Annotated in this window: 24 protein-coding genes; 15 read left to right on the top strand and 9 right to left on the bottom strand. The window is 73.5% G+C overall.

The annotated features are described in order from the left end of the window. Positions 1-53: 53 nt before the first annotated feature. Positions 54-2,429, top strand: a complete 2,376-nt coding sequence (treY, locus tag B7R87_RS27325) for a malto-oligosyltrehalose synthase (protein WP_006345796.1) — start codon at positions 54-56, stop codon at positions 2,427-2,429. A gap of 51 nt (positions 2,430-2,480) precedes the next feature. Here treY and B7R87_RS27320 read toward each other — a convergent pair whose 3' ends face one another. Then, complete coding sequence (locus tag B7R87_RS27320) at positions 2,481-3,053, bottom strand: DUF1707 and FHA domain-containing protein (protein WP_006345797.1); 573 nt, start codon at positions 3,051-3,053, stop codon at positions 2,481-2,483. 428 nt (positions 3,054-3,481) lie between these two features. Here B7R87_RS27320 and B7R87_RS27315 point away from each other — a divergent pair, with 428 nt between their 5' ends. Together B7R87_RS27315 and treZ are read left to right on the top strand one after the other, a co-directional pair. After that, positions 3,482-4,372, top strand: coding sequence for a GNAT family N-acetyltransferase (locus tag B7R87_RS27315; RefSeq protein WP_006345798.1), 891 nt, complete (start codon positions 3,482-3,484; stop codon positions 4,370-4,372). A 141-nt stretch (positions 4,373-4,513) separates the two neighbouring features. After that, on the top strand, positions 4,514-6,271 hold the full coding sequence (gene treZ / locus B7R87_RS27310; protein WP_006345799.1) for a malto-oligosyltrehalose trehalohydrolase: 1,758 nt from the start codon (positions 4,514-4,516) through the stop codon (positions 6,269-6,271). A 19-nt stretch (positions 6,272-6,290) separates the two neighbouring features. Here treZ and B7R87_RS27305 read toward each other — a convergent pair whose 3' ends face one another. From B7R87_RS27305 to B7R87_RS27280, 6 genes are all read right to left on the bottom strand, one after another. Further along, on the bottom strand, positions 6,291-7,298 hold the full coding sequence (locus B7R87_RS27305; RefSeq protein WP_006345800.1) for a hypothetical protein: 1,008 nt from the start codon (positions 7,296-7,298) through the stop codon (positions 6,291-6,293). 135 nt (positions 7,299-7,433) lie between these two features. Further along, positions 7,434-8,090 carry a nucleoside/nucleotide kinase family protein gene (locus B7R87_RS27300; protein ID WP_130584690.1) on the bottom strand — a complete coding sequence of 219 codons (657 nt, stop codon included), beginning with the start codon at positions 8,088-8,090 and terminating at the stop codon, positions 7,434-7,436. 64 nt (positions 8,091-8,154) lie between these two features. Further along, a complete protein-coding gene (gene msrB / locus B7R87_RS27295; RefSeq protein ID WP_006345802.1) occupies positions 8,155-8,568 on the bottom strand; it encodes a peptide-methionine (R)-S-oxide reductase MsrB in 414 nt (137 codons plus the stop codon). A 26-nt stretch (positions 8,569-8,594) separates the two neighbouring features. After that, on the bottom strand, positions 8,595-10,004 hold the full coding sequence (gene murC / locus B7R87_RS27290) for a UDP-N-acetylmuramate--L-alanine ligase (RefSeq protein ID WP_006345803.1): 1,410 nt from the start codon (positions 10,002-10,004) through the stop codon (positions 8,595-8,597). Between the two features lie 61 nt (positions 10,005-10,065). After that, complete coding sequence (locus B7R87_RS27285) at positions 10,066-10,536, bottom strand: hypothetical protein (protein WP_006345804.1); 471 nt, start codon at positions 10,534-10,536, stop codon at positions 10,066-10,068. Positions 10,537-10,643: 107 nt separating this feature from the next. Further along, positions 10,644-11,426, bottom strand: coding sequence for a pyrimidine reductase family protein (locus tag B7R87_RS27280; RefSeq protein WP_130584689.1), 783 nt, complete (start codon positions 11,424-11,426; stop codon positions 10,644-10,646). On the opposite strand from B7R87_RS27280, the gene zapE reads away from it, so the two are divergent. The 4 genes from zapE to B7R87_RS27260 all read left to right on the top strand — a co-directional run bounded on the left by zapE (position 11,425) and on the right by B7R87_RS27260 (position 15,806). Then, positions 11,425-12,558, top strand: a complete 1,134-nt coding sequence (gene zapE, locus B7R87_RS27275) for a cell division protein ZapE (RefSeq protein ID WP_078902069.1) — start codon at positions 11,425-11,427, stop codon at positions 12,556-12,558. The genes B7R87_RS27280 and zapE overlap by 2 nt on opposite strands. Before the next feature lie 104 nt (positions 12,559-12,662). Then, positions 12,663-13,088, top strand: a complete 426-nt coding sequence (locus B7R87_RS27270; protein WP_006345808.1) for an OsmC family protein — start codon at positions 12,663-12,665, stop codon at positions 13,086-13,088. Positions 13,089-13,300: 212 nt separating this feature from the next. Further along, complete coding sequence (locus B7R87_RS27265) at positions 13,301-14,662, top strand: alkaline phosphatase PhoX (protein ID WP_006345809.1); 1,362 nt, start codon at positions 13,301-13,303, stop codon at positions 14,660-14,662. A gap of 298 nt (positions 14,663-14,960) precedes the next feature. After that, complete coding sequence (locus B7R87_RS27260) at positions 14,961-15,806, top strand: polysaccharide deacetylase family protein (RefSeq protein WP_130584688.1); 846 nt, start codon at positions 14,961-14,963, stop codon at positions 15,804-15,806. Between the two features lie 9 nt (positions 15,807-15,815). Here the strand turns inward: B7R87_RS27260 and B7R87_RS27255 are convergent, their stop codons facing one another. Both B7R87_RS27255 and B7R87_RS27250 read right to left on the bottom strand, forming a co-directional pair. After that, a complete protein-coding gene (locus B7R87_RS27255; protein WP_006345811.1) occupies positions 15,816-16,025 on the bottom strand; it encodes a hypothetical protein in 210 nt (69 codons plus the stop codon). 94 nt (positions 16,026-16,119) lie between these two features. Then, positions 16,120-16,794 carry an AIM24 family protein gene (locus B7R87_RS27250; protein ID WP_006345812.1) on the bottom strand — a complete coding sequence of 225 codons (675 nt, stop codon included), beginning with the start codon at positions 16,792-16,794 and terminating at the stop codon, positions 16,120-16,122. 229 nt (positions 16,795-17,023) lie between these two features. Here B7R87_RS27250 and B7R87_RS27245 point away from each other — a divergent pair, with 229 nt between their 5' ends. The 8 genes from B7R87_RS27245 to B7R87_RS27210 all read left to right on the top strand — a co-directional run bounded on the left by B7R87_RS27245 (position 17,024) and on the right by B7R87_RS27210 (position 26,186). After that, positions 17,024-17,743, top strand: a complete 720-nt coding sequence (locus B7R87_RS27245) for an aminoacyl-tRNA hydrolase (protein WP_006345813.1) — start codon at positions 17,024-17,026, stop codon at positions 17,741-17,743. A 229-nt stretch (positions 17,744-17,972) separates the two neighbouring features. After that, positions 17,973-18,749: a DUF4142 domain-containing protein gene (locus B7R87_RS27240; protein WP_187144604.1), complete on the top strand. Its 777-nt coding sequence runs from the start codon at positions 17,973-17,975 to the stop codon at positions 18,747-18,749. 202 nt (positions 18,750-18,951) lie between these two features. After that, positions 18,952-20,253: a DUF692 domain-containing protein gene (locus B7R87_RS27235; RefSeq protein ID WP_130584687.1), complete on the top strand. Its 1,302-nt coding sequence runs from the start codon at positions 18,952-18,954 to the stop codon at positions 20,251-20,253. Positions 20,254-20,257: 4 nt separating this feature from the next. Next, positions 20,258-21,214 carry a TIGR04222 domain-containing membrane protein gene (locus B7R87_RS27230; protein ID WP_130584686.1) on the top strand — a complete coding sequence of 319 codons (957 nt, stop codon included), beginning with the start codon at positions 20,258-20,260 and terminating at the stop codon, positions 21,212-21,214. Positions 21,215-21,402: 188 nt separating this feature from the next. After that, positions 21,403-22,377 (top strand): TIGR04222 domain-containing membrane protein, encoded by a 975-nt coding sequence (locus B7R87_RS33235; RefSeq protein ID WP_130584685.1) that lies wholly within the window; start codon positions 21,403-21,405, stop codon positions 22,375-22,377. A 126-nt stretch (positions 22,378-22,503) separates the two neighbouring features. After that, positions 22,504-23,541, top strand: a complete 1,038-nt coding sequence (locus tag B7R87_RS33230) for a TIGR04222 domain-containing membrane protein (RefSeq protein ID WP_006345818.1) — start codon at positions 22,504-22,506, stop codon at positions 23,539-23,541. Between the two features lie 114 nt (positions 23,542-23,655). Next, positions 23,656-24,459 (top strand): TIGR04222 domain-containing membrane protein, encoded by an 804-nt coding sequence (locus tag B7R87_RS27215; RefSeq protein ID WP_006345819.1) that lies wholly within the window; start codon positions 23,656-23,658, stop codon positions 24,457-24,459. A gap of 116 nt (positions 24,460-24,575) precedes the next feature. Continuing rightward, the gene (locus tag B7R87_RS27210; RefSeq protein WP_006345820.1) at positions 24,576-26,186 is read left to right on the top strand and encodes an alpha/beta hydrolase; all 1,611 of its coding nucleotides are present in this window, start codon (positions 24,576-24,578) and stop codon (positions 26,184-26,186) included. Positions 26,187-26,214: the final 28 nt, after the last annotated feature.

Below are 26,214 nucleotides of genomic sequence, written 5' to 3'. Positions count from 1 at the left end.
CGTACGGCCCCGCCGGGGCCGCCCGGCCGCCGGGTGCGGGTACGGACACCGGTATGACGCCCACCTCCACCTACCGCCTCCAGCTCCAGCCCGCGTTCCCGTTCGCCCGGGCCGCCGCCGTCCTGCCGTACCTCGCCGGGCTGGGGGTGTCCCATCTCCATCTGTCCCCGGTCCTGGAGGCCGTCCCGGGCTCCACCCACGGCTACGACGTCACCGACCCCACCCGGGTCCGGGAGGAACTGGGCGGCGAGGAGGGCCTGCGGTCCCTGGCCCGGGCCGCCCGGGAGCACGGTATGGGCCTGGTCGTGGACATCGTGCCCAACCACATGGCGCTGGTGCCGCGCCACAGCCCCGCCCTGTGGGACGTACTGCGCCACGGCCCGGACTCGCCGTACGCCCGCTGGTTCGACATCGACTGGGACGCGGGCGGCGGACGGCTGCTGCTGCCGGTGCTGGCCGGGCGGTTCGGGGACGAGCTGCCGCGGCTGCGGATCTCGGGGGACGCCGGGGGCACCGTCGCGTACGGGGAGCACCGCTTCCCCCTGCGCCCCGGCACCGGGCCCGGTGTCGGGCCCGCGGACCTGGTCTCCGTACTGGACGCCCAGTGGTACCGGCTGGGCTGGTGGCGGCTGGCCCGTACCGAGCTGAACCACCGGCGGTTCTTCACCGTCGCGGAGCTGATCGGGGTCCGGGTGGAGGATCCGGAGGTCTTCGACGCCACCCATGCCAAGATCCTGGAGCTGGTGCGGGACGGGGTCGTGGAGGGGCTGCGGGTCGACCATCCGGACGGGCTCGCCGACCCGGAGGCCTATCTGCGCAGGCTCGCCGGGGCGACCGGCGGGGCCTGCTGGACGGTGGTGGAGAAGATCCTCACCGGGGAGGAGCAGCTCCCGGCGTCCTGGCCGGTGGCCGGGACCACCGGGTACGACGCGCTGCACCGTATCGACGGACTGTTCACCGATCCCGAGGGCGCGGCGGAACTGGCCTTCCAGTACCGGGAGTTCACCGGTCTGCCCGCCGACCGGGGCGGCCGCTGGGAGCCGACCCGGCTCCGCGCCGCCCACCGGACGGCGGGTCGTGAGCTGGGGTCGGAGCTCGCGGCGCTGACCCGGCTGGCGGTCCGGGCCTGCGCCGCCGACCCCGCGCTGCGGGACCATGCGCCGTGGGCGCTGTCCACCGCGATCCGCGAACTCCTGGTCCGGCTGCCGGTGTACCGGCCGTACCGGACCGGTGGCAGCACGGCGTCCGAGGTGCTCACCCCGGCCGCCGCGGTCGCCGCGAAGACCGTGTTCGCATCCGCGGAGGAGGCGGGGGCCGTGGACGCGGTACGGGATCTGGCGCTGGGGCGGGCGGGCGACGGCCCGGACCGGGAGGCGTTCCGGGCCCGGTTCGCGCAGACCGCGTCGGCGGTACGGGCCAAGTCGGTGGAGGACACCGCGTACTACCGCTGGACCCCGCTGCTGAGCGCGAACGAGGTCGGCGGCGATCCGGCCCGCCCGGCGGTGAGCCCGGCGGAGTTCCATGCCTACGCCCGCCGGATCGCCCGCGACCACCCCGCCAACGGGACCGTGCTGACCACCCACGACACCAAGCGCAGCGCCGATGTGCGGGCCGGGATCGCCGTACTGTCGCAGGCTCCGGAGCTGTGGGCGGGCTTCCTGGAGCGGGTGACCGCGGAGGCGGCCCGGCAGCCGGGCGGCCGGGCACCCGATCCGCAGCTGGCGTGGGCGGCGTGGCAGACGGCGCTCGGTTTCGGTTTCCCCTACGAGGAGCGGCTGCGGGCGGCGCTGCTGAAGGGGGCGCGGGAGGCGGCGCTGCGCACGAGCTGGGCGGAGCCCGACGAGGCGTACGAAGCGGCCCTGGCGGCGTTCGTGGCCGCGGGCCCGGCCGGTCCCCCGCTGTACTCGGTGGCGTCGTTCGCCAGGGAGCTGGAGCCGTACGTCCGGGCGGACGTCCTGGGCTCGGTGCTGCTCCAGCTGACGATGCCGGGGGTGCCGGACGTCTATCAGGGCACCGAGCGGGACTACCGGGCGCTGGTGGACCCGGACAACCGGGCTCCCTTCGAGGAGGGGCCGGCCACCGCGAAGACGGCGCTGACCCGGGCCGCGCTGACTCTGCGGCGGGAGCGGCCCGAGGTGTTCGGCGCCTCGGGGACGTACACCCCGCTGGCGGTGTCCGGCCCGGCGGAGGGGCACTGTGTGGCGTACTGCCGTACGGGTGAGGTGGTGGCGGCCGTTACCCGGCTCTCCCTGCGGCTGGAGCGGGCGGGCGGCTGGCGGGGTACGGAGGTGGAGCTGCCGGACGGGGTCTGGGCGGACGCGCTGTCCGGCCGGGAGGTGCGCGGGGGCCGCCGGGTGGCGGCGGCGGAGCTGTTCCTGGACGGCCCGGTGGCCCTGCTGGTCCGGGAACGGGACGGCGACGACCGCTGACGACCGCTGACGACCGCTGAGCCGCGGCGGCGGCAGCCCGAGGGGGCGGTGTCAGCGGGCGGTGAGCCGGAAGGCGATCTGCCCGAAGGAGACGACGTCCCCGTCGCGCACCGGCACCGCGCCCGCGACCCGCTGCCCGTTCACCGTCGTGCCGTTCATCGAGCCGAGGTCGCGCAGCACCCACCCCGCCCCGCGCAGGCTCAGCTCGGCATGGGCGCGGGAGACGCTCTCGTGCGTCAGCCGCAGTCCGTTGCCCGGGTCCCGCCCTATCCGCAGGGGGTACGGGCCGGGTTCCGGCAGCAGCAGCGGCGGCAGCTTCTCGGCGGTCCAGGCGCGGCGCAGCCTGACCACGAACGCGGAGACCCCGCCGACGGAGCGGACGAGCCGCACCGCGAGCCCCGGCTCGTCGGCCCGGAGGTCGGCGGTGAGGACCGCCAGCTCCTCGGGGCTGCGGGCCGCGAGCGCCAGCTCCATCCGGCGCAGGAACGTGTCGTGGGAGAGCCTGCCCGCGGCGGCACCCTCCCGGAGGACGTCCACCACCCGGTCCCGTTCGGCGTCGGACGGCCGCACGGGAACGGGGTGTCCGGAGAACCCCGGGGACGGGGACGGCAGGGAGGAGGTCACCCGGCAATTGTCGGCCCGGTGGCGGCGGGGTGTCCAGAAAACGGCATGCGCTATCACCCGGCGCACTGATCTGACCTGCACGGAAGCAAAAGTTCCGGCACAGCTTCGCCACAAGGCCGGTGACGGTGTTTCAGGCAGGTCAGCGGTTCAGGCGGTTCAGGCGGTCCAGCGCCGGGTGTACGGCACCGACGGCACCGCCCCCGGCCCCGAGCCGACCGCACCCGCCCGACCGCCCGCCGGAAAAGGCGCTGGACGCCGCCGCCTCCGTCCGGTTAACGTGATCACGACGCCGTACACCGAACGGAAGGAGGCGAGTGCCGTGCAGTTCATCCACATCCCGCGCTCCCTCCCTGTCCATCGGGCGTCCACCGACTGATTCCCGGGAGCGCGGACCATCGTTCCGCTTTCCTTCCGGAGGAATCCCTCTCATGACCGAACTGGTCATCCGCGCGCTCTCCACGAGCGACGCCCAGCTATTCCACACCCTGCCCGACCCGCTGGGCATCGGCCGGACCCTGTCCGACATCACCCACCGCCCCGAATGGCAGCGGATCGCCCTGCGCGACGGCCGTGTCGTCGCCCGGGCCGCCTGGTGGGGCGGGCCCGACGACACCTCCCCCGTCAACCTCAACTGGTTCGACTTCGCCGACGGCGAGGAGGAGGCGGGCAGCGAACTGCTCCGCAGCGCGCCCTGGTCCGTGGGCTACGACCTGCTGCTGCCGCCCGGCTGGCGCGAGGACCCCGCGCTCAGGGCGGCCGGCGAGAGCCGCATCCGGGCGGCCGAGGCGGCCGGGATGCGGGTGCTCGTGGAGCGCTACCGCTACCGCTGGACCCCCGGGAACGGCCTGCCGGAGCGCCCCGGGCGGCTGGTGTTCCGCCCCGAGCCCGACGACGAGGTGATCCTCGACGTCCTCCGCCGGGTCCACTCGGTGACCCTGGACGCGCACGCCCTGCGCGCGATCGAACAGGGCGGTCTCGACCGGGCGGCCCGGGAGGAGCTGGAGTTCTTCCACTGGGCACCCTCCCCGCGCGCATGGTGGCGTCTGGCGTACACCGCCGACGGCGAAAGGGTGGGCCTGCAGATCCCGCTGCACGTCCCGGCGGGGCCCGCGGTGGGCTATATCGGGGTCCTCCCCGAGGCCCGCGGCCACGGCTATGCGTACGACCTGCTGGTGGAGTGCCTGCACGATCTGGTGGGCTACGGCGCCGAGTCCGTGCTGGGCGCGACGGACCAGCCGAACGTCCCGATGGCCAAGCACTTCGCCCGCGCGGGCTTCCCCGTGATCCAGGAGCGCATCGACCTGGTCCCGGCGGACTGACACCGTCCGGTGGGGGTGCGCGCCTCCCGGGGCGCGTACCCCCACCGTCCTCCGTACGGCGCGCGCCCACGGCGACCCCTTGTCAGGATGGCCAGGATGGTCCGGATGGCCCGGGAGACCGTCGCACGAGGAGGTTGCCCGGTGCGGTTCGAGGTGTGGGCGCCCTTCGCGCGCGAACGGGTGACCCTGCGGTTCGACAGCGACGGTGTATCCATGGCAATGGCACCGGATCCGGAGCGCCCCGGCTGGTGGACGGCCGAGGCGCCCGCCCGTGACGGCACCCGCTACGGCTTCGCCGTCGACGGCGGTCCCGTACGGCCCGACCCGCGCTCGCGCCGCCTGCCCGACGGGCCCGAAGGGCCCAGCGCGGTCTTCCTCCCGGACGGCTACACCTGGCGGCACCCGTGGCCGGGCCGGGGGCTGCGCGGGGCGGTGCTGTACGAACTGCACATCGGCACCTTCACCCCCGAAGGCACCCTGGACGCCGCCGCCGGGCACCTCGGGGAGCTGGCGGAGCTGGGCGTCACCCATGTGGAGCTGATGCCGCTCTGCCCGTTCCCCGGGGTGCACGGCTGGGGGTACGACGGGGTGGCCCCGTGGGCGGTCCATGAACCGTACGGCGGGCCGGAGGCGCTCAAACGGTTCACCGACGCGGCGCACGGGCACGGCCTCGGGGTGGTGCTGGACGTGGTCCACAACCACCTGGGCCCGTCCGGGAACCAGCTGCCCGCCTTCGGCCCGTATCTGACGGACGCCCACCGCACCCCCTGGGGCCCCGCGGTCAATCTGGACCGGCCCGGCTCGGACGAGGTACGGGAGTATCTGCTGGGCAGTGCGCTGATGTGGCTGCGGGAACACCGGCTGGACGGGCTGCGGCTCGACGCGGTGCACGCGCTCGCCGACGAGCGGGCCCTGACCTTCCTGGAGGAGCTGTCGACGGCCGTCGACCGGCTCGGGGATGAGCTGGGGCGGCCGCTGTTCCTGATCGCGGAGTCCGACCTCAACGACCCGCGGACCACCGCTTCGCGCACGGCGGGCGGCCTCGGGCTGCACGCCCAGTGGAACGACGACTTCCACCACGGGCTGCACACCCTGCTGACGGGCGAGTCCCAGGGCTACTACGCGGACTTCGCCGCCGACCCCCGGGCCGCGCTGGCCCGCTCCCTGACCCGGGTCTGGTTCCACGACGGTACGTACTCCTCGTTCCGCGGCCGCACCCACGGACGCCCGGTGGACACCCTGGCCGGGCCCGTCCACCGCTTCGTGGGCTTCGCCCAGAGCCATGACCAGATCGGCAACCGGGCCGCCGGGGACCGGCTGTCAGCGCTGCTCTCCCCCGGGCTGCTGGCCTGCGCCGCGGCCCTGGTGCTGACCGGGCCGTTCACCCCGATGCTGTTCATGGGCGAGGAATGGGGGGCGGGCACGCCCTGGCAGTACTTCACCGACCACACCGACCCGGAGACGGCCCGGAGGGTACGGGAGGGGCGGCGGGCCGAGTTCGCGGCCCACGGCTGGTCCGCCGGCGAGGTCCCCGACCCGCAGGACCCGGAAACCCGGAACCGCTCCGTACTCGACCGCGCCGAGCGGACCCGCGAACCGCACGCCCGGCTGCTGGCCTGGCACCGGGAGCTGATCGCGCTGCGCCGTGCCCAGCCCGACCTCACGGACCCCGACCAGGCGACGGTGGACGTCTCGTACGACACCTCCGGCGGTACCGACCGCTACGCGGTCCGCCGCGGCGAACTGCGCATCCTGTACAACCTGGGCCGCACCCCGGCCCGCTTCCCGGTCGGCACGGACGCCCGGGTGCTGGCCTCCTGGAACCCGTCGCCCGGCCCGGACCCGGCCGGGGACCTGGAGCTGGGACCGGAGTCGTGCGCGGTGGTCCGGACGCCGTGAGCGCCTGCGCCCGGGGCGGTCAGTCGGGGTCGTCGCAGTCGCCGACGAGACGTTCCAGCAGCTCCTGGAAGTCCTCACCGACCACGATGCGCAGACCGTCGCCGCCGTCCCGACCGCGGCCGTCGTCGCCTCCGGACCAGGCTCCGGCGCCGTCCCGGTCGTGGTCGCTGAGCTGGGTGAGGGTGCCGCCGCGCCACCAGTAGACGTACGGGGAGATGGCCCCCGGGGTGTCCGCGTAACCGGAGGCGGCGAAGGAGGTCATGGCGTTGAGGGCGGGGATCAGTCCGGCGTCCCGGATGACGTGAAAGGCCAGCCGGTGCCGGAAGGGGAAGGCGACCAGCGCGCCGTCGGGGGTCATCGTGCCGCCGGTGACATCCCGTACGACGCTCTCCAGCGTCAGCACCCGGCTGGCGGTGTAGAAGGAGTCCCCGGCCACGACCTCGAAGCGCAGACCGTTGTCGCCCTTGACGGTCTCGTGGCCCTCCAGGGGCAGTCCGCGCAGATTGTAGAGGGCCTGTTCGCGCAGGTAGGGCAGCCTGCCGAGGGGTTCCAGGGCCTCGTCGGTGAGCATCATGACGCTCTCCGGGAGGTCGAGCGCGAGGACCTCGTAGAGTCCGGGGGCCAGGGCGCGGGCGTAGCCGAAGCTGTCCCGGTCGAAGCCGTCGGCGCTGAGCACCCGGGGGTAGAGCTGGGAGCGGATCTGCTCGGTGGAGAGGGTGTCGAGGGCGGAGGGCGCGTCCATGGTCCGCAGCACCATGCCCACATGGCGGCGGACCAGTTCGGCCCAGGCCCGCGGCCCCCGGTCGTCGTTGTGCAGGACGGCGGCGAGATTGACCAGCCCGAACTGGCGTCCGGCGCTGTCGACGACGACGTCCGCGTAGACCGTGACCTCCAGGCCCTGTTCGGCGAAGGCCTCACGCACCTGGGCGCGGAAGCGGTCGCCCTCGTCGGCGGAGAGATAGGGGAATTTGGGGTCCCGGGGCGCTTCGCTGCTGTCGCGCCTCGGCCCGCGCCGGAACAAGCCCACGTCAACCGCCTCCCACTCGACCGGCCCGCATCGGTCCGAGACTACCGACCCCGGTCGTCCGGGTCGGCAAAGATCCGTTCAACGCCACCGTACGCATCGGTAGCCCCCGGTGGGCGGGGCGGGGACGGGACCCGTTCAGTACGAGGGGACGACGAGGTCGGCGCGGGAGCGGCCGCGGACCACGAGCCGGGCGTTGGCCTCGTCGGAGCGGTCCACCCAGCGCCGGGCGTCCTCGGGCGCCCGGCCGAAGGCGATATGCCGGGCGACGAGCCGGCGGACCCGGTCGGTGTCGTCGGGTTCGACGTACCAGACCTCGTCGAGCAGGGGCCGGACCCGGGCCCAGGGGCCGTCGTCGTGGAGGAGGTAGTTGCCCTCGGTGACGACGAGCGGTATTTCGGGCGGTACGGGTACGGCTCCGGCGACCGGCTCCTCCAGGGCGCGGTCGAAGGCGGGCGCATAGACCGTGACCCCGGGTTCGGGGGCGCGCAGCCGGGCCAGCAGTGCCAGATATCCATGGGCGTCGAAGGTGTCGGGTGCGCCCTTGCGGTGGGCGCGGCCGAGCCGTACCAGCTCCGCCCGGGCGAGGTGGAAGCCGTCCATGGGGACGACGACGGCCCGGTCGCCGCCGAGCGCGGCGGCGAGCCGTGCGGCCAGCACGGACTTCCCGGCCCCGGGCGCTCCGGCGATGCCGAGCACCCGCCTGCCGTCCCGGGCGAGCGCGCGGGCGCGCTCGACGAGGGGTGCGGGCAGCGGGGCGAAACGAACGTCGGAGGTGTCTGGGGCGTCGGACACGGAGGCATTGTCCCACCGGGCGGGGCTTCCCGCCCGGTGGGAGCCCACCGGGGCCGCGGCGGGCTCAGCCCTCGGCGCCGTCCGGCGTCAGCTTCAGGGAAATCGAGTTGATGCAGTAGCGCTGGTCCGTCGGGGTCGGATAACCCTCCCCCTCGAACACATGACCGAGGTGCGATCCGCAGCGGGCGCACCTCACCTCCGTACGGACCATGCCGTGGGAGCTGTCCTGGAGCAGTTCGACCGCGTCGGAGTCCTTGGGGTCGTAGAAGGACGGCCAGCCGCAGTGGGAGGGGAACTTCGTGTCGGAGCGGAACAGCTCCGCCCCGCACGCCCGGCAGGAGTAGACGCCTTCGGTGGTGGTGTCCGTGTACTCACCGGTGAACGCCGGTTCGGTACCGGCCTGCCGGAGCACCTGGTACTCGGCGGGGTTCAGCTCGGCGCGCCACTGCTCGTCCGGCTTGTCGATCTCGTACGCCATGGGAACCGCTTCCTCGGGTCGACTTTTCAGGGGGACGGAGTCCGGCCGGAGAGACGGTCCAGGATCACCGGACCGAGGTCGGTCACGTCTCCGGCGCCCATGGTGAGAACGAGGTCACCGGGTCCGGCCATTCCCGCGACGGCGGCGGCCACGGTCTCCCGGTCATGGACCGGGGTGACCCCGGCGCCCGCGGCCCGCGCGGCGTCGACGATCAGGGCGCTGGTGATCCCGGGGATCGGGTCCTCCCGGGCCGGGTAGATGTCGAGCACCAGGGAGGCGTCGGCGAGGGCCAGCGCCTCGCCCATCTCCTTGCCCAGCTCCTGGGTGCGGGAGAACAGGTGCGGCTGGAAGACGACGAGCAGCCGGGAGTCCGCGGCCGCGCCCCGCATCGCCTCCAGATCGGCGGTCATCTCGGTCGGGTGGTGGGCGTAGGAGTCGATGACCCGCACCCCGGCCGCCTCGCCCTTGAGCTGGAGGCGGCGCCCCACACCGGTGTAGGCGCCGATGGCCCCGGCCAGCTCGTCGGCCGGGACGCCGAGGGCGGCGCCCGCGGTGAGCGCGGCGACGGCGTTGAGGGCGTAGTGGCGGCCGGGCACCGAGACCGTGAAGGTCAGCTCGCGGCCGTCGAGGACGACGGTGACCGAGCTGGTCAGGCCCTCGGGGACGATCCGTACCACCCGGACGTCGGCGGACGCGGACTCGCCGTACGTGACGACCTTGAGCCCGTCCCTGCCGTGCACCCGCCGGGCCAGTTCGACGGCGCCGTCCTGGTCGGCGAAGACCACCAGCGTGCCGCCGGGGACGATCCGTCCGGCGAAGGTCTCGAAGGACTCGTGGATCTCGTCGAGGGAGGCGTAGTTCGCGTGGTGGTCCAGCTCCACGTTGAGGACGATCGCGACCTCGGGGGCGTACTTGTGGAAGCTGCGGTCGCTCTCGTCGGCCTCGGCGACGAAGATCTCGCCCTCGCCGTGCCGGGCGTTGGTGCCGGGGCCCGCGAGATCGCCGCCGATGGCGTACGAGGGGTCGAGCCCCAGCTCGGTGAGGGCGACGGCCAGCATGGATGTGGTGGTGGTCTTGCCGTGGGTGCCGGCGACCGCGATCGGGCGCAACCCGTCCATCAGGGAGGCCAGCGCGTCGGAGCGGTGGACGACGGGGACGGACAGTTCGGCGGCGCGCAGCAGCTCGGGGTTGTCGGCGCGGATGGCGCTGGAGACGACGACGCAGCTCGCGCCCGAGGCCAGATATTCGGCCCGGTGGCCGATGTGGACGGTGGCCCCGAGGGCCCGCAGGGCGTCCGCCGTGGGCGACTCCTTGGCATCGCTGCCCGCCACCTTCGCCCCACGGCTGGCGAGGATCTTGGCGATGCCGGACATCCCGGCACCGCCGATGCCGATGAAGTGGGGCTGTTCCATGGCGGTGGGGATGGCGGATGCCATGCGTGTTCTGCCTTCCTTACGGGGTCGCCCGGCCGGTCGCTGTTCCGGCCGGGCCACCACCCTATTCGTTGTGGGCGAAGAGCTTGAGCACCGGGACGCCGACCTTGTGGCGTGCCCGGGAGGCCCAGTCCCGGTGGAAGAACTCCTCCACGTAGTGCGGCTCGGTCAGGACGATGACCTCGTCGGCGTTGGAATCCTCGACGACGGTCTTCAGCACGTCGAGCGGGTGCTTCTCGACCACCTGTCCCACGGCCTCGGAGCCGGCCGCGCGCAGGGCCCGCAGGGAGTGCTCCAGGGCCAGCTCCGCCGGGGCGATCGCGTCCTTCCCCTCGGGTTCTCCGCCCTCGTGGACGGCGTCCTTCAGCTCGCCGAGGGCCACGTCGTCGATGGCCCGCAGCAGTACGTCGGCCTGGGCACCGCGCGGCTGCATCAGCACGACGAACGAGATGGCCTCGTCGCCGTGGAGGGTAGTCACAAAATCCACATCGGCGGACGTCAGGGGCTGCTCGATCATCAGTACGCTTGTGAACACGTTCAGGAGCCCTTCTGCGGAAACCATCCTTCCCCGTGACCGCACGGGGTCTGTGGGAGTAAGTCTGCCCAGCCGAAGCTAACCGGAACGGGAAATTCCGCTGATTGTCAGATGCGACGGTATCGGGTGAAAAGGAAGCCCGCCTCTTCCAGTACGGACACCAGTGCGAACCGTTCGGGTACGGCTGTTCCGGGGCCGTTCGTGATCCGCTGGGCGTCCCCCGCCGTGAGGACCGGCGCCACCGTCAGACAGAGCTCGTCCAGCACCCCGGCCGCCACGAACCGGCCCAGCAGCCTCGGGCCGCCCTCGGTGAGCTGGCGGGTCAGCCCTCGTTCGGCCAGCGCCGCGACGGCCGCCGCCGGGTCCACCCCGGGCCCGTCCCCGGCCTGCACGACGTCCGCGCCCGCCAGCCGGGCCGCCCGGACCCGCTCGGCGGGCGCCCCGGCGCCCGTCAGGATCAGCGTCGGCACCAGCGGCTCGGTGAACAGCGGCGCCGTGAAGTCCAGCTCCAGGGAGGCACTGACCACCGCGATCGCCGGGGCCGGGGTCTGTCCGGCGGCCGCCCGCCGCGCCGCGAAGGCCTCGCGGGCCCTGGCGGGCCGGTAGCCCTCGCGGCGGACCGTCTCAGCACCGGCGATCACCACGTCGCAGAGCGCCCGCAGCACCCCGAAGATCCGCATATCGGCCGGTCCGGACAGCGGCTGCGAGGCACCGTCGTGCTGGGCCGCGCCGTCCAGCGACGACACCATGTTCCCGCGCAGCCACGCCCCCGGCGCCCCGCCCTGCTTCGCATCCGGCTCCGGGTAGGAGTAGAGCTCGGCCAGCTCCTCCAGCGACCACTCTCGGTCGTCATCGGCTGTCTGATCGGTCACAGGGAGCAGGCGTCGCATGTCCTGCAGTCTCGCACGGCGCTTACAGTGGGGAACTGTGTCGACTCGTGCCACCAGCAGCCCCATAGAACCCGGCCCGCCCCACTCCCTGTGCGAGCGCCGGCCGCAGGTCTCCGTCGAGAGACTGGTGGACGAGCTGGAGCCGCCGTGGCGCTTCGAAGGGGTCCGCTTCGACACCTACATCCCGGATCCGAACCACCCCAGCCAGGCGGACGCGGTAACCCGGCTGGCGGCCTTCGCGGCCGGGGTCGGCGCGGAGCGCCGGGACCCCGGCGGTATCCGGGGCTGGTTCTCCCGCAAGCCCGCCGCGCCCACCGGGCCGCGCGGCGTCTATCTCGACGGCGGTTACGGCGTCGGCAAGACCCATCTGCTGGCCTCCGTCTGGCACGCGGCCCCCGTTCCCGCCCACCAGAAGGCCTTCGGCACCTTCGTGGAGCTGACCAACCTGGTCGGCGCGCTCGGCTTCCGGGACACCGTCCGCGTCCTCGGCGGCTACCGGCTGCTCTGCATCGACGAGTTCGAACTGGACGACCCGGGCGATACGGTCCTGGTGTCGTCGCTGCTGTCGAAGCTGGTCGAGGCCGGTGTCTCCCTGGCCGCCACCTCCAACACCCTGCCCGGGAAACTGGGCGAGGGCCGGTTCGCCGCCGCCGACTTCCTCCGCGAGATCCAGGGGCTGTCCGCACACTTCCAGCCGCTCCGCATCGACGGCGAGGACTACCGCCACCGCGGGCTGCCCGAAGCCCCGCCGCCGTACGCCGACGAGGTCGTCGCCAAGACCGCGCGGACCACGTCCGGTGCCTCCCTGGACCACTTCCCCCATCTGCTCGGCCACCTCTCCCAGGTGCACCCCAGCCGTTACGGGGCCCTGATCGAAGGCGTCCGGCTGGTCTGCCTCACCGGGGTCGCGCCCGTACCGGACCAGTCGACGGCACTGCGCCTGGTGGTGCTCGCCGACCGGCTGTACGACGCCGAGATCCCGGTGATCGCCTCCGGGGTCCCCTTCGACCGGCTCTTCGGCGAGGACATGCTGCGCGGCGGCTACCGCAAGAAGTACTACCGCGCGATCTCCCGCCTCACCGCGCTGGCCCGGGACGCCAAGCCCCTCGGGGACACCGACGGCGCCTCCTGAGCCACCGGGCCGGGCCCGGCGGCTCCCGCCGGGTTTCCCGCGTCCGGGCCCCGACCAGTAGGTTCGAGGCGCAACCAGCTTTCCACCAGAAGGGATTCCACAGCATGGCCACGACTCGCACGGCGCACACGGTCTGGGAGGGCAACCTCCTCCAGGGCTCGGGCAACGTCACCTTCGACTCCTCCGGCATCGGCACCCAGCCGGTCTCCTGGCCCTCCCGCGCCGAGCAGGCCAACGGCAAGACCAGCCCGGAGGAGCTGATCGCGGCCGCCCACTCCAGCTGCTTCTCGATGGCGCTCTCGCACGGTCTGGCGGGCGCGGGCAACCCGCCCACCCGTCTGGAGACCAAGGCGGACGTCACGTTCCAGCCCGGTGAGGGCATCACCGGCATCCACCTGACGGTCCGCGGCGAGGTTCCCGGCATCGACGCCGAAGCCTTCGCCGAGGCGGCCGAGGGCGCCAAGAAGAACTGCCCGGTCAGCCAGGCCCTCACCGGCACGACCATCACCCTCACCGCCGAACTGGTCTGACACCCCCGCCGGAGGAATCGGCTGAAGATCCTCCGGCGTACGTACAGTTTCAGACGACACAGCTTTCCCAGTGACCCGCACGGTTCACGCGCCCACCAGGTGCGTGCTACACACGTGCGGGTCACTTTTTTGTGGCCCACGTCACCCCCCGCACCATCCCCCGCACCACCCCTCCGTCTGCCATTTCTCTGTCCGCCACAGGGAGTTGCCCCATGCCGGAAACCACCCGCCGCAGCGTCCTCGCCCGTACGGGCGCACTCGGCGCCTCCGTCGCCTTCGCCGGAGCCCTCTCCGAACTCTTCGCGAGCACGGCCGCCGCCCACGGGCGCGGCGGCTACGGTCCCCTCGTCCCCGATCCGGCCGGACTGCTCGACCTGCCGGCCGGGTTCCGCTACCGGGTGCTGTCCCGGGAGGGCGAACCACTGCGCTCCGGGGAGGGCCTGGTCCCCGGAAACCACGACGGCATGGCCGCGTTCCGCGGCCGCCGCGGCCGGGTCCATCTGGTCCGCAACCACGAGAACGACCCGAGAGACCCGCTGCCCGTCCCCGCCGTGCCCGGTCTGACCTACGACCCGGCGGCGACCGGCGGCTGTACGGTCCTGGAGCTGGACAGCGACGGGGACGTGCTCTCCGAGCGGGTCGCGATCGCCGGGACCGCGGTGAACTGCGCGGGCGGGCCCAGCCCCTGGGGCACCTGGCTGACCTGCGAGGAGGACGAGAGCCGCGCCGGGACCAACGGCTACACCAAGGACCACGGCTTCGTCTTCGAGGTCGACGGCGCCGACCCGTTCGGATCCGGCGCCGTACCGCTGACCGCGATGGGCCGGTTCGACCACGAGGCGGTCGCGGTCGACCCGCGGACCGGGATCGTCTACGAGACCGAAGACGCCCGCAACCCCTTCGGCCTCTTCTACCGCTTCCTCCCCGAACGCCCCCTCGGCGGCCGCGGGTCGCTGCACGCGGGCGGCGAGCTGGAGGCCATGCGGGTACCCGGAGTGCCCGACCTCTCCGCGGTCACCGAGCCCGGGACGTCGTTCGACCGGGTCGAGTGGGTGCCGGTGCCCGACAGCCAGGCGGTGCAGACCTCCGTACGCTCCCAGGACTACGGCCCCAAGGGCATCACCCGCGCCCAGAAGCTGGAGGGCGCCTGGTGGGGCGGGCGTTCGGTCTACTTCGTCTCCAGCTACGCCCGCACCCGCCAGGGTGCCGCGGCCGACCACTTCGGCCAGGTGTGGAAGTACGAGCCGGACCGTCGCAGGGTGACCCTGGTGGTGGTCTTCGGACCGAACACCGATATCCAGACGCCCGGCGAGTCCCCGGACAATATCTGCCTCGCCCCCGGCGGCAATCTGATGCTGTGCGAGGACGGCGACGGCGCCCAGCACGTCTACGGTGTGTCGCGCCGCGGCGAGATCTACGAGATGGCCCGCAACCGGCAGAACATCGGCACTCCCGAGCTGCCCGAGTGGGGCGAGTTCGCGGGGGTGGTGTTCTCCCCGGACGGCGAGACGATGTACGTCAACTGCTACCGCCCGGGCACGACGTTCGCGATCACGGGCCCCTGGCACGACTGACCCACCCCTGAGGAAAGCCCCGGGGCGCGCATCCCGCCCGGGGCGCCCCGGCGTACTTCCGCACGCCGCGCATGGCCGCCCGGGCCCGGGGGCAGGCGTGCAGGGAGCCGCCCGCAAGGGCCGGTGAACCCGTCCGGCCGGAGGGAGGGACGCCCTCCGGCCGGGCGTCGGCCGCCCCCGGGCCCGAACCGCCCCGACCGCTCGCGCACCCGCTCGGGTGGACGGTCCGGCCGGGATCCCGACACAGCGGCGATACGACCACCCCTCGCCGCGATCATCACTTAAGTTCCCTTTTGTGATGATCAGAGTGCGTTGGTTCGCGGCCGTGGCGATGGCCGGTGCCGTTCTCGTGGGCTGCGCAGGAGAGCAGGGTTCCCCGGCGGGCCCGGCCCCGGCGCGTACGAAGGCCGGCGCGCCGTCCGGCGCGGGGGCGCCCACCCTCGCCGCCGGACCGGGCGGGGCGGCCCCCGTCTTCTCCCGGTCCGCGGTGCCCGCCGACCGGTCGGCCAAGACGGTCGCCCTCACCTTCGACGCGGATATGACCGCCGATCAGGGGCCGAGGGCCGCGCGCGGCGAACGCTTCGACCATCCCGCGCTCATCGACACCCTGCGTACGCTCTCCGTCCCCTCGACGGTCTTCATGACCGGCCGCTGGGCGGAGGAGTACCCGGACCAGGCGAAGGCGATCGGCAACGACCCCCTCTTCGAGGTGGCCAACCACTCCTACAGCCACCATGCCTTCAAGGAGCCCTGCTACGGGCTGCCCGTACTGGCCGCGCGGGATAGGAAGGCCGATGTGGACCGGGCCTTCGCAGCGTTCCGGACGGCGGGCGTCCGCCGGGTGGTGCCGTACTTCCGCTTCCCCGGCGGCTGCTACGACGACGCGGCACTGCGGGCGCTCGGCCCGGCCGGTGTGACGGCGGTGCAGTGGGACGTGGTCGGCGGGGACGCCTTCGCGACGGACGCGGACGCGGTCGCCGAGCAGGTGCTGGAAGGGGTGCGCCCGGGGTCGGTGGTGGTGCTGCACTGCACCCGCAGCGCGGCCCCGACGACGGAGGCGGCGATCAGGAAGATCGTGCCCGAGCTGCGGAAGCGCGGCTACCGGATGGTGAAGGTGTCGGAGCTGATGCGCGCCGGGCGCTGACGGCCGCGGTCAGCCCGAGCAGGCCGTGCGCTGGGCTTCCTGCCACTCGCAGACCGGGCAGAGGGTGATGCCCTTCACCGACTCCGGATACTCGGTGGGTTCCCGGCAGAGAACGCACTCGGCACGGGGCGAAGCGTCCGGCCCGGGATCCGCTGCGGGCTCCGGCCGGGACCGGTCGCCGCCGGTGCCGCTGCCCGCGCAGTACGACGATGCGTCCATACGGCCCAGGGTACGTGGCCGGGATCCTCCGGCGCGGCGCCGGGGCCGGTCCCGGGAACCGGCCCCCCGCGCACCTCACCGTGCCACCGGTACGTCAGTTGCCGGTCTTCTGCGGTACCAGTTCGCTCGGGCGGACGATGACGAAGCCCTCGCCTTCGAGCTTGAGCTGCACGGCCTCGCCGGAGCCGCCGCGGATCATCGAGCCGACCGACTGCGAGCGGTGCAGGGACGTCTGGAGGCTCGCGCTCCAGCCGACGACGGCGTCCGTGTCGGCGTAGACGGGCTGCTGGGGCGAGACGGGGATCACGATCGGGGTGCCCTCGCACATCACGGCGAGCTTGCCGTAACCGGTGAAGACGCTGTTGAAGAGGCCGCCGCCGGTCATGCCCGCGCCCTTCACGGTCTTGATCTCGTAGGAGAGGGTGGCGTCGAAACAGAGGACGTTGCGGCCGTTGACGGTGAGCGCGTCGCCCTGCTCGATCTCGACGATGAAACAGTTCGCGGCCTCGTGGGCGAACCAGGCCTCGCCCTGCCCCGAGACCACCATCAGCGGCAGCCCCTCGCCGGTCACGGCGCGCTTCAGCATGCCGCCGAGGCCCTGGCTCTTGCGCTCGAACTGGAGATTGCCCCGGAAGGCGATCATCGAGCCCTGGCGGGCGTGCATCTCACCGTTGACGGTGTACTTGACCGATTTGGCGTTCTGGAGGGTCATGCCCGGGGCCGTCGCGGGCTGGGCCAGGCTCTCGGAGGAGAAAAGGTCGCTCTTCATACGCCGCATCCTCACCCGGATGGGCCTATTCCGCCAAGATTTTCGGACCGGTGGCCCTGCCACCGGCTTTTCCGCGGGCTGTCCACGGGCTTTCCACAGGCACTGCCGGGGCAGGGAACCGTCCGCTCCGGACCTCGGTCCGGGCGCCCGGTGGCCGGGACCGGGGCGGACCCGTACCCTGCGCCCGCCCGGGGCGGCCGGTATCGGCCGGGCTGGCAGACTGGACGGGGTGAGCAGCGAATCCCATGGCACCGACAGCCCCTTCCGCCACGAGAGCACCGACCGCGACGAGGCCCGGCAGTTCGTGCTGCCGCTGGTCGCCCGGATCGAGAAGACCGCTCCCCCGGCCCGTACGGACGCGTTGGAGACGGCTGCCCGCGCGGTCCTCGTGATCCTCGCCGACGAGCGTTCCCACGGCGACGGCGCGTGGGCGCGGGCGATGCGGGACTGGCAGGACGCCCGGATCCGCAAGGTGGTGCGGCGGGCGCGCGGCGCGGAGTGGCGGCGGGCCGGGGGGCTGCCCGGTATCACGGTGACCGGTGCCGCGGCCGAGGTGCGGGTCTATCCGCCCGTACCGCTGGACGGCTGGCCGAAGGAGCTGGTGAAGCTTCAGGTGTCGGGCACCGAACTCGACGATCCCCTGCCCCCGGCGGACCCCGATCCACTGCGGCCGGTGCTCTGGCTCAATCCGGATGTGGAGATGTCGGCGGGCAAGGCGATGGCCCAGGCCGGGCACGGCGCCCAGCTCGCCTGGTGGGAGCTGAACGACACGGAGCGCAAGGCGTGGGAGGCGGACGGCTTCGCGCTCGCCGTCCGCACGGCGCCGCGGGAGCGGTTCGCGGCCCTGGTCGCGGCCGGGCTGCCGGTGGTGCGGGATGCGGGGTTCACGGAGATCCCGGCAGGCTCCGCCACGGTCGTCGCGGACCATCCCGCCCTCCGGACCCGGTGACCCGCGGGCCCCGGGCCGGGCCGTAGAAGCCGCGCCGTAGAAGCCGGACCCTGGAAGCCGCGCCGCCCTCCGGGTCCGGGGCCCTCGGCCGCGTACCGGATCCGTGGTGGACCGGTGATGAACGTGCGCGGGCCGCGTTACGTATCCCTCACCGGCATCGAATCCGCGGCGGTATCCCGTCCGCGGGCGGTGGTCGGCCACGGGCACACCGGCTGGGGAGGCAGATGTGGTGCGGCACATCAACGGGACGGTTCTGATCATCGCGGGCATCGTCGCCACCGTGGGGGCCCTGCTGTTCCCGGTGTGGTCGTACGCGGACCGCTCGGGGACCGGCCGGGACCGGCTCGACTCCTCCAGCGTCCCGACCCGGTGGGGTCCGCTGTCGGCGACCGACCGTGACTTCCTGGTCCGGGTCCGGCTCGCCGGGCTGTGGGAGCTGCCCGCCGGACAGCAGGCCGTCGAACGGGCCCCGACGCAGGCGATCAGGGACGCGGGCGACCATCTGGTGGTCGGCCACGCCGATCTGGACGCCCGGGCCCGGGACGTGGCGGCGAAGCTGGGTGTCGAGCTGCCGAACCAGCCCAACGAGCAGCAGCAGGGATGGCTGCGGGAGCTGTCGGCGGCCCGCGGCGCGGAGTACGAGCGCAAGTTCGCCAATCTGCTGCGCATCGCGCACGGCAAGGTGTTCGCCCTGGTCGCCCAGGTCCGGCACACCACGCGCAACACCCTGATCCGCCACCTGGCGACCGACGCCAACCAGACCGTGCTGGACCACATCACCATGCTGGAGGCGACCGGCCGGGTCGACTTCGACGCCCTCGCGCACGAGGCGGCGGACGGGACGGCGGCGAGCCCCACCGGGCCGCCCGCGCCGGACGGGGAGGTTCCGGCCGCTCCGGACCCGGCGGTGCCGTCCGGTGATCTGAGCTATACGTCCCGGCCGTCGCCCCGCCCCGGGCCGCCGACCGCGATCGACACCGCCCGCCCGGCGCCGCCGACTCCGTAGCGCCTTCCGCAACCGCCCCTCGGGCACCTCCGGCAACGCCGCCGGTCACCCGAGGATTGCGGTTCGGTCGCGTTCCCCGTGGGGTGGAACCTCAATTCCTGCTCTGAACGTCCCTGTTGCGGGATTCACCGCCGCCCGGCGGGGCCATGTCCCCCGTACACACCGGAAGGATGTACGGAGAAGGGGACCAGGGGGAGGAACCATGCGGCACGGCACACTGGGCACCGGCATCGGCTGGCGGCCCGAGATCGCGGACACCGTGGAACGCCTCGACGGTGTCGACTGGGTCGAGGTGGTGGCCGAGAACGTCTGCCCAGGCCATCTGCCCGCGTCGCTGGAGCGGCTGCGCGCCCGGGGCGTCACGGTCGTCCCGCACGGTGTCTCCCTCGGCCTCGGCGGCGCCGACCGGCCGTCGGAGCAGAAGCTGGCGGACCTCGCGGAGCGTGCGGAGTTCCTCGGCTCCCCGCTCGTCACGGAGCACATCGCGTTCGTCCGAGCGGGCGGTGCGCTCACGGCCTCACCGCAGCTGGAGGCCGGTCATCTGCTGCCGGTGCCGCGGACCCGGGACGCTCTGGCCGTCCTCTGCGAGAACGTGCGGATCGCGCAGGACGGGCTGCCGGTGCCGCTGGCGCTGGAGAACATCGCGGCGCTGATCTCCTGGCCCGGTGAGGAGATGACCGAGGGGCAGTTCCTGGCGGAGCTGGTCGAGCGGACCGGGGTGCGCCTGCTGATCGACGTCGCCAATCTCCACACCAACTTCGTCAACCGCGGCGAGGACCCGGCGAAGGCCCTGGACGAACTGCCGGTCGAGGCCATCGCGTACGTCCATGTCGCGGGCGGGGTGGAGCGCGACGGGGTCTGGCACGACACCCACGCCCATCCGGTGTCCGAGCCGGTGCTCGACGTGCTGCGCGAACTGACCTCCCGGATCTCGCCGCCCGGGGTGCTGCTGGAACGGGACGACGACTTCCCGCCGGAGGCCGAGCTGGTGGCGGAGCTGGAGTCCGTCCGTACGGTACTGCGGTCCGCACCTCCGGCCGGGCGGGCCACCGGCGCTCCCGCCCCCCGGCCCCCGGCTGTGGCACCGGCCCCGGCGGACGCGCGGGAGCGGCTGGGCATAGCGCAGGCCGCGCTGCTGTCGGCACTGGTCGCCGGGACGCCCGCGCCCGAGGAGTTCGACCAGCGCCGGCTGCGGGTGCAGAGCCGGGCGCTGGCGGCGAAGCGGGCGCAGGTGGTGGCCAGGATCGCGCCGCAGCTGCCGGAGATCCTGGGCCGCGACTACCGGAGCATGTTCCTCGCCTACGCCAGGGGCCGCCCGATGCACGCGGGATACCGGCGCGACGCGATGGCCTTCGCCGAGCATCTGCTGGCCGCCGGGCGGCCCGCGGACGAGCGGGTCCGCAGACAACTGACCCACTGGTGGCAGGAGCGGGCCGGGCTACGGCCCCGGCGCCGGTCGGCCCGGATCGTCCGTGCGGCACGCGCCGCACTCGTCAGGAGGTGACCGCATGGCCATCGGTACCGTCGCCGTGCTCGTGAACGCCGTCGTGGGTGTGCTCACGGTCTGGCTGGTCGTGGAGAGCGTCGTATCCCGCCGCCGCCACCGGCAGGGTGACGGCCGGCAGGTGAAGATCGACGACCCCTACCAGGCCGCGTTCCTCAACGGTGGCCCGCTGCGGACCGTGGACGCCGCGCTCGCCACGATGAGCGACGACGGACGGATCAGGATCGCCGAGCCCGGCCTCGTCACCATCGAGCGCGCCGAAGCCCACGACCCCGTGGAACGGGCCGTCCTGGAGGCCGCCGAGAGCGCGCCGAACGGCGCGCTGAACACCCTGCGGCACACGGCCGCACGTGCGGAGGCGGTCCAGCGGATCGGCCACGGTCTGGCGCGCAACGGCCTGTTGGTCGCCCCCAGCCGGGATCTGCGGGTCCTCGCCCGGTGGGCCAGGATCCAGAAGATCGTGTTCCTGCTGGCGATACCCGCTGCCTACGTCGTCACCGAGTTCGTCGGCGACACCGACTGGAGCAAGGTGGGCGATCTCTTCCTGCTCCGGGTCGGCCCCGGGCTGCTGGTGGGCTGGTTCCTGGCCGTCGTCGTGGGCCAGAACGTCGCGGCCCGGCTGACCGGGAACGGTGCCAGGGCGCTCTCCTTCCACCGTTCGGAGAACAGGCATCCGGCCACCCCGGCGGAGCGGGTCGCCATCATGGGGCTGGGCGGGGTCGAGGACAAGACGATCCGCACCCTGCTGGTCGCCGCGGCCACCACGGCGTTCGTCGCGGTCGCCGCCGGCCCGGCACTCGCCGGGGAGCAGGTGTCGTGGTGCGGAGGCGGGGGCACCGCGACGAGCTGCGGCGGGAGCCAGGACAACCGCGGCACTTCGAGCTGCGGGGGCGGCGGTTCCTGCAGCAGTGGCGGCGACGGCGGGGGGTGCGGCGGCTGCGGGGGATGCGGCTGCGGCTGACCGCACTCCGGGGCACAGTCCGGCGGCCCCGCCCGGGGCGGGGCCCGGAGCCGTACACCTGAGAACACCGGCCCCCGCTCCCCCGTACACCTCACCCACCCCTTTCCTCCCTGCTCATCCCTTCTCGTGCACTTTCCTTGCGCCGGGTCGCTGACCGGGCCCGGACCTCATCAACGGGGAGACATTCCATGGACCTCCAGACCATCGGCGTCGTGGCGGTTTTCGTCGTCGCCGCGCTCACCGTCGCCCTCTCCTGTGCGGCGTTCGCCACCCGCGCCCGCCCGCACGGCGGCCGGGTCTCCACGACGGGAGTCATCGACGTCTACGACGCGGCCTTCCTGCGCGGCGGTCCGCTGCGCGTCGCGGACACCGTCATCGCCCATCTGCACGACAAGAAGTATCTGGCCGTGGCGCGCCCCGGCACCGTCTCGGTGCTGCGCGGCGGCGCCGGCGAGGACGTCCCCAAGGCCGCCCTCGCCCTGGCCCGGAGCACCGAGAACAGCGTCCTGTCCACCCTGCGCAGGGCGGTGGCCTTCTCCCCCGCCGTGCAGGGGATCGGTGACCGGCTCCACTCCCGAGGCCTGCTGGCACCGCCGTCCGCGGCCCGCCGGGCGGTGCACCTCTGGGCCAAGATCCAGTTCTTGGCCCTGTTCCTCGCCGCTCCGGCCGCCATCGGCCTCACCATCTACCTCAGCGTCTCGGACGAGCCGGGCGCCGTGGTCTTCCTGACGCCCGTGGTCGTGATCGGAGTGATCGTCACCGGCCGGTGCGGACAGGTGACCCGGGGACGGCTCACCGCCGAGGGGCGCAGCACGCTGAAGGTGTACGTCATGGGCCACCGCGTCGACGGCCGGGTGTCGGCCAAGGTGGCGATGCGCGGCCCGAAGGCGATCACCGACACGACCGTGCGGGATCTGATGATCGCCGCGGCGGCGATCCCGCTGACCTCCTACGCGATATCCGGGACCAACGGTTCCCCGACCGCCGCGTTCGTGCCGACCTGGTGCGGAACCGCCGACGACGGTGGGGGCAGTGACGGCGGCTGCGGAGGCGGAGGCTGTGGTGGCGGCTCCGGGGGTGGCTGCGGAGGCGGCGGTGGCGGGGGTGGTGGCTGCGGCGGAGGAGGAGGTGGCGGGGGCGGCTGCGGAGGCGGCGGAGCCTGACCCGTCCCGGAGCGGCGGCCCGGTGACTTCCGCCGGGCCGGCCGCTCCGGACCGCCGGCCCGTCCACCACCGGCCGCGGGCCGGCACGCCCGGCACCACCTTTCACCGTGAGAGGAGAAGAGGCCCATGACCTCCATGAGCATCGCCTGGTACACCGGACTCGCCGTTGCCGCCGTCACCCTGGCCCTGCTGGTCGCGGTGGCGGCGGTCGGCCCGCGCCGGCCGCTCCGCCACCGGAAGCGGAGCCGGCCGATCCGCAACCGCTACGAGGCCGCCTTTCTCAGCGGCGGCCCCGCACGAGTCGTGGACGCAGCCGTCGCGGAACTCCACCGGCAGGGGTACATCGACGTGGTGCAGCCCGGGATCGTCGTGGTGCTCAAAAGCCGGGCGCCGCAGGGCGCTGTGCTCCGGTCCGTGCTGGACCTGGCCCGGGAGGCCGACAACAGTGCGCTGACCACTCTGCGGGAGACGGCCATGACCTCCCCCGCGGTCCAGGAGATCGGTGACGAACTCGCCCGACGCGGACTGCTGAACGCGCGGCCCGGCGCCCGGCGGGCGGTGCACCGCTGGGCCGGGATCCAGACCGCCGCCCTGGTACTGAGCGTGCCCGTCGCCTTCGTCCTCAATTTCGTCTTCGCCTTCGGACCGGGCCCCGACCCGTACGGGTCCCTGTTCTTCTTCCTGGTGGCGCTCTCGGCCGTGCCCGGTGCGGTGATCGCCGGATACTGCGCGCGGTGGACCCAGGACAGAGTGAGCGCCGCAGGGCTGCGGGCGCTCGGCGAGTACGCCCGGGTGGAGCGCGACCCCCGGCAAGGGGTCCAGGTGGCGCTCCGTGGCCCCTCCCAGATCACCGACGGACGTCTCCGGGATCTGATGGTGTCCGCGGCTGCCTTCGCACCGCTCGTGATCGTCCCGGACCCCGGCAGCGGCACCGCCCCGGTCGCCTGGTGCGGCAACGGCCACGGCAGCGGCTCCTGCGGGGGAGCGTCCGGATCCGGCGGGGGGTCCTCCACCTCCTGCGGCGGCGGAGGGGCTTCCTCCTGCGGCGGCGGGGGCGGGGGCTCGTCCTGCGGCGGCGGAGGCGGAGGTTCGTCCTGCGGGGGCGGAGGCTGCGGGGGCGGAGGCTGCGGGGGCGGGGGCGGAGGCTGCGGCGGAGGGATCTGACACCGGACGCCGGGCGGCGGGAGCCGTACGGAACCTCCCGGCCGCCACCCCCCACGCCGGACGGCGGCGGAAAACCCGTGGCGGCCGGGCCCCCTCTTCGCGTACAACACGCCAATGCTCCGGATCCTCCTCCTGGCCCTCGCCTGGGCCGCCGCGGGCGCGGCCTGTGTGCGGCTCTGCCGAGCCGCCGTGGCCGCCGCCCCGCACCAGGCCCGCCGCTCCACCCGGCCGAGGGACCGCGAACTGACCCTCCTCGAAGCCGCCTTCCTCGCGGGCGGACCCGGCCGGGTCATGGACGTCACCCTGGTCGCCATGCACCGCCGCCGGGCACTGCTGCTCGCGCACACCGGCTGGGCGACCGTCGTCGACGCGGACACCGACAATGTGCTGGAGCGCTCGGTGATACGGGCCATAGGACCGGCCGGCCACCAGGCCCGTACGGACGCGGTACGGCGGGCGGCCGGATCCGCCGATGCCGTACGGGCCATCGCCGCGTCGCTGGAAGGGGCCGGGCTCGCCGTCCCCGACACCTCCCGGGCCCGTTCCGCCGCGGCCGTACGCCAGGTCCGCGCCGCCGCCCTCGCCGTCCCCGTGCTGACGGTCGCCGCCCTCGCCCTGCCCGGCGGGGGCGCTCCCGGCAGCGCGCTGCTCCCCTGGTTCGCGCTGCCGCTGCTGCTCACCCTGACCGCCCTGCTGATCGGGCGGGCCGAGGTACGGCCTTATCTGGGCTGGGCCTCCCCCGAAGGCAGACGGCTGCTGGCCGGGCTGATCACCACGGCCGACGGCACCGAACGGGGACGGCTCACCGCGATCGCGGTCGCCGGTCCCGACGCCATCGAGGACCCCCTGCTGCGCCGGGCGCTCACCAGCGGCCGGCGGGAGCGTGCGGATACCCGTACGGCGCATCGGGGGCATTGAACGCGACACCCCACAAAGGTGCTTTACAGCTCGACACATACCCCGAAAAATCCCTTGACCGCATGGCATGTGCCGTCCGTCCGCAGAAAGGGAACCGGAACGTGACGAGTAAAGGGGTGGGGTACGGGCTGGTGGCCGGTCTCGGTTCACTGGTCCTGTCCGCGCTGACGGTGACGCCCGCGACGGGTACCGCGGTCCGCGGCTCCGGGGACGCCGTGACGCCGGAGGCCCGGGGTACCGCCGTCGCCGCGGCCCGGGCCGCCGAACGGGGCATCGCCTTCGGGGACTGCCCGGCCGCCGAGGGGCTCCCCGAGACCGTCACCTGCGGCACGGTGGAGGTCCCCCTCGACTACGCCGAACCCGGCGGGCGCCGGATCGCCCTGACGGTCAGCCGGATCGCGGCGACCGGCGAATCCGGCGATTACCAGGGCGCGTTGGTGTACAACCCGGGTGGCCCGGGCGCTTCCAGCATGTACTTCCCGCTCGCCGGACAGCTCCAGGAGTGGAAGCGGATCGCCCGCGCCTACGATCTGATCGGCTACGCCCCGCGCGGCGTCGGCCGCTCCGCGCCCCTGTCGTGCCAGGAGGCCGAGGAGTCCGTCCGGGCCCCCACGGCGTCCGAGACGCACCCCTCCCCGGCGTTCAAGCGGGCGCGGATCGCCGAGGCCAGGGAGTACGCCGACGGCTGCGCGCGGCGGACGGGCGACGCGCTGCGCCACTACACGTCCCTCAACAACGCCCGCGACCTCGATGTGCTGCGCGCCGCCCTCGGCCAGGAGCGGCTGACGTTCATGGGCGCCTCCTACGGCACGTACTTCGGCGCCCTGTACGCCACGCTGTTCCCCTCGCACGTCCGCCGGATGGTCTTCGACTCGGCGGTGCATCCGGCCCGCGACAAGATCTGGTACCGCAACAACCTGGACCAGTCCTTCGCGTTCGAACGCCGCTGGGCCGACTTCCGGGCCTGGGTGGCCCGGCACGACGACACGTTCGGTCTGGGGACCACCGCCGGGGCGGTGGCCCGCCGTTACGAGGAGGCCAAGTCCCGGGTCGCGAAGGAGCCCGCGGGCGGGATCGTCGGCCCGGCGCAGCTCCAGTCCGCATTCCTGGGCGCCGCCTACTACGACGACTACTGGCCGGCCCGGGCGTCGGCCCTGTCTGAGTATCTGAAGGGCAATGAGAAGCCGCTGATCCGGCAGGCGGCACCGAAGAAGGAGTGGGCGGCGGAGTCGGAGAACTCCAACGCCGTCTACACGGCGATCCTCTGCAACGACGCGCCCTGGCCCACCGAGTGGAAGGTGTGGGACCGGGACAATACGGCGCTGGCCCGCAAGGCTCCGTTCGAGACCTGGGACAACGCCTGGATGAACCTGCCGTGCGCGTTCTGGCGGGCGCCGCGGCAGCAGCCGCTGGAGGTACGCACCCGCTGGGGCGCGCTGCCGCCGGTGCTGATCCTGGCCGCGGAGCACGATGCGGCGACCCCGTACGAAGGGGCGAAGGAGTTGGCGCGGAGGCTGAAGGGCTCGGTCCTGATCACGGAGGAGGACGCGGGCACGCACGGGGTCGGCGGCGGCGCGAACGACTGCGTCAACGCCTATCTGGAGGACTATCTGCTGCGCGGCGAGGCGCCGGTGCGGCGCGCATCGTGCGCGCCGCACCCGGAGCCCGACCCGGTGTCGCTGGAACAGCGGACGCTGCGGCCGCAGCCGCTGCGCCCCGCCGTCTGATCTTCCGGGTCACGGAGCCCGGGTCCCG

This window comes from Streptomyces tsukubensis, from assembly GCF_003932715.1.
GTDB lineage: Bacteria > Actinomycetota > Actinomycetes > Streptomycetales > Streptomycetaceae > Streptomyces > Streptomyces tsukubensis.
Note: the sequence above shows the minus strand (reverse complement) of the source record. Positions and strands in the feature narration are given on the sequence as shown.

What these genes read in the sequence shown, in the direction of transcription:
- treY (WP_006345796.1), top strand. Translation starts at nt 54, where the DNA reads ATGACGCCCACCTCCACCTACCGCCTCCAGCTCCAGCCCGCGTTCCCG.
- B7R87_RS27315 (WP_006345798.1), top strand. Translation starts at nt 3,482, where the DNA reads ATGACCGAACTGGTCATCCGCGCGCTCTCCACGAGCGACGCCCAGCTA.
- msrB (WP_006345802.1), bottom strand. Translation starts at nt 8,568, where the DNA reads ATGGCGTACGAGATCGACAAGCCGGACGAGCAGTGGCGCGCCGAGCTG.
- murC (WP_006345803.1), bottom strand. Translation starts at nt 10,004, where the DNA reads ATGGCATCCGCCATCCCCACCGCCATGGAACAGCCCCACTTCATCGGC.
- zapE (WP_078902069.1), top strand. Translation starts at nt 11,425, where the DNA reads ATGTCCTGCAGTCTCGCACGGCGCTTACAGTGGGGAACTGTGTCGACT.
- B7R87_RS27280 (WP_130584689.1), bottom strand. Translation starts at nt 11,426, where the DNA reads ATGCGACGCCTGCTCCCTGTGACCGATCAGACAGCCGATGACGACCGA.
- B7R87_RS27270 (WP_006345808.1), top strand. Translation starts at nt 12,663, where the DNA reads ATGGCCACGACTCGCACGGCGCACACGGTCTGGGAGGGCAACCTCCTC.
- B7R87_RS27265 (WP_006345809.1), top strand. Translation starts at nt 13,301, where the DNA reads ATGCCGGAAACCACCCGCCGCAGCGTCCTCGCCCGTACGGGCGCACTC.
- B7R87_RS27260 (WP_130584688.1), top strand. Translation starts at nt 14,961, where the DNA reads ATGATCAGAGTGCGTTGGTTCGCGGCCGTGGCGATGGCCGGTGCCGTT.
- B7R87_RS27255 (WP_006345811.1), bottom strand. Translation starts at nt 16,025, where the DNA reads ATGGACGCATCGTCGTACTGCGCGGGCAGCGGCACCGGCGGCGACCGG.
- B7R87_RS27250 (WP_006345812.1), bottom strand. Translation starts at nt 16,794, where the DNA reads ATGAAGAGCGACCTTTTCTCCTCCGAGAGCCTGGCCCAGCCCGCGACG.
- B7R87_RS27235 (WP_130584687.1), top strand. Translation starts at nt 18,952, where the DNA reads ATGCGGCACGGCACACTGGGCACCGGCATCGGCTGGCGGCCCGAGATC.
- B7R87_RS27230 (WP_130584686.1), top strand. Translation starts at nt 20,258, where the DNA reads ATGGCCATCGGTACCGTCGCCGTGCTCGTGAACGCCGTCGTGGGTGTG.
- B7R87_RS33235 (WP_130584685.1), top strand. Translation starts at nt 21,403, where the DNA reads ATGGACCTCCAGACCATCGGCGTCGTGGCGGTTTTCGTCGTCGCCGCG.
- B7R87_RS33230 (WP_006345818.1), top strand. Translation starts at nt 22,504, where the DNA reads ATGACCTCCATGAGCATCGCCTGGTACACCGGACTCGCCGTTGCCGCC.
- B7R87_RS27215 (WP_006345819.1), top strand. Translation starts at nt 23,656, where the DNA reads ATGCTCCGGATCCTCCTCCTGGCCCTCGCCTGGGCCGCCGCGGGCGCG.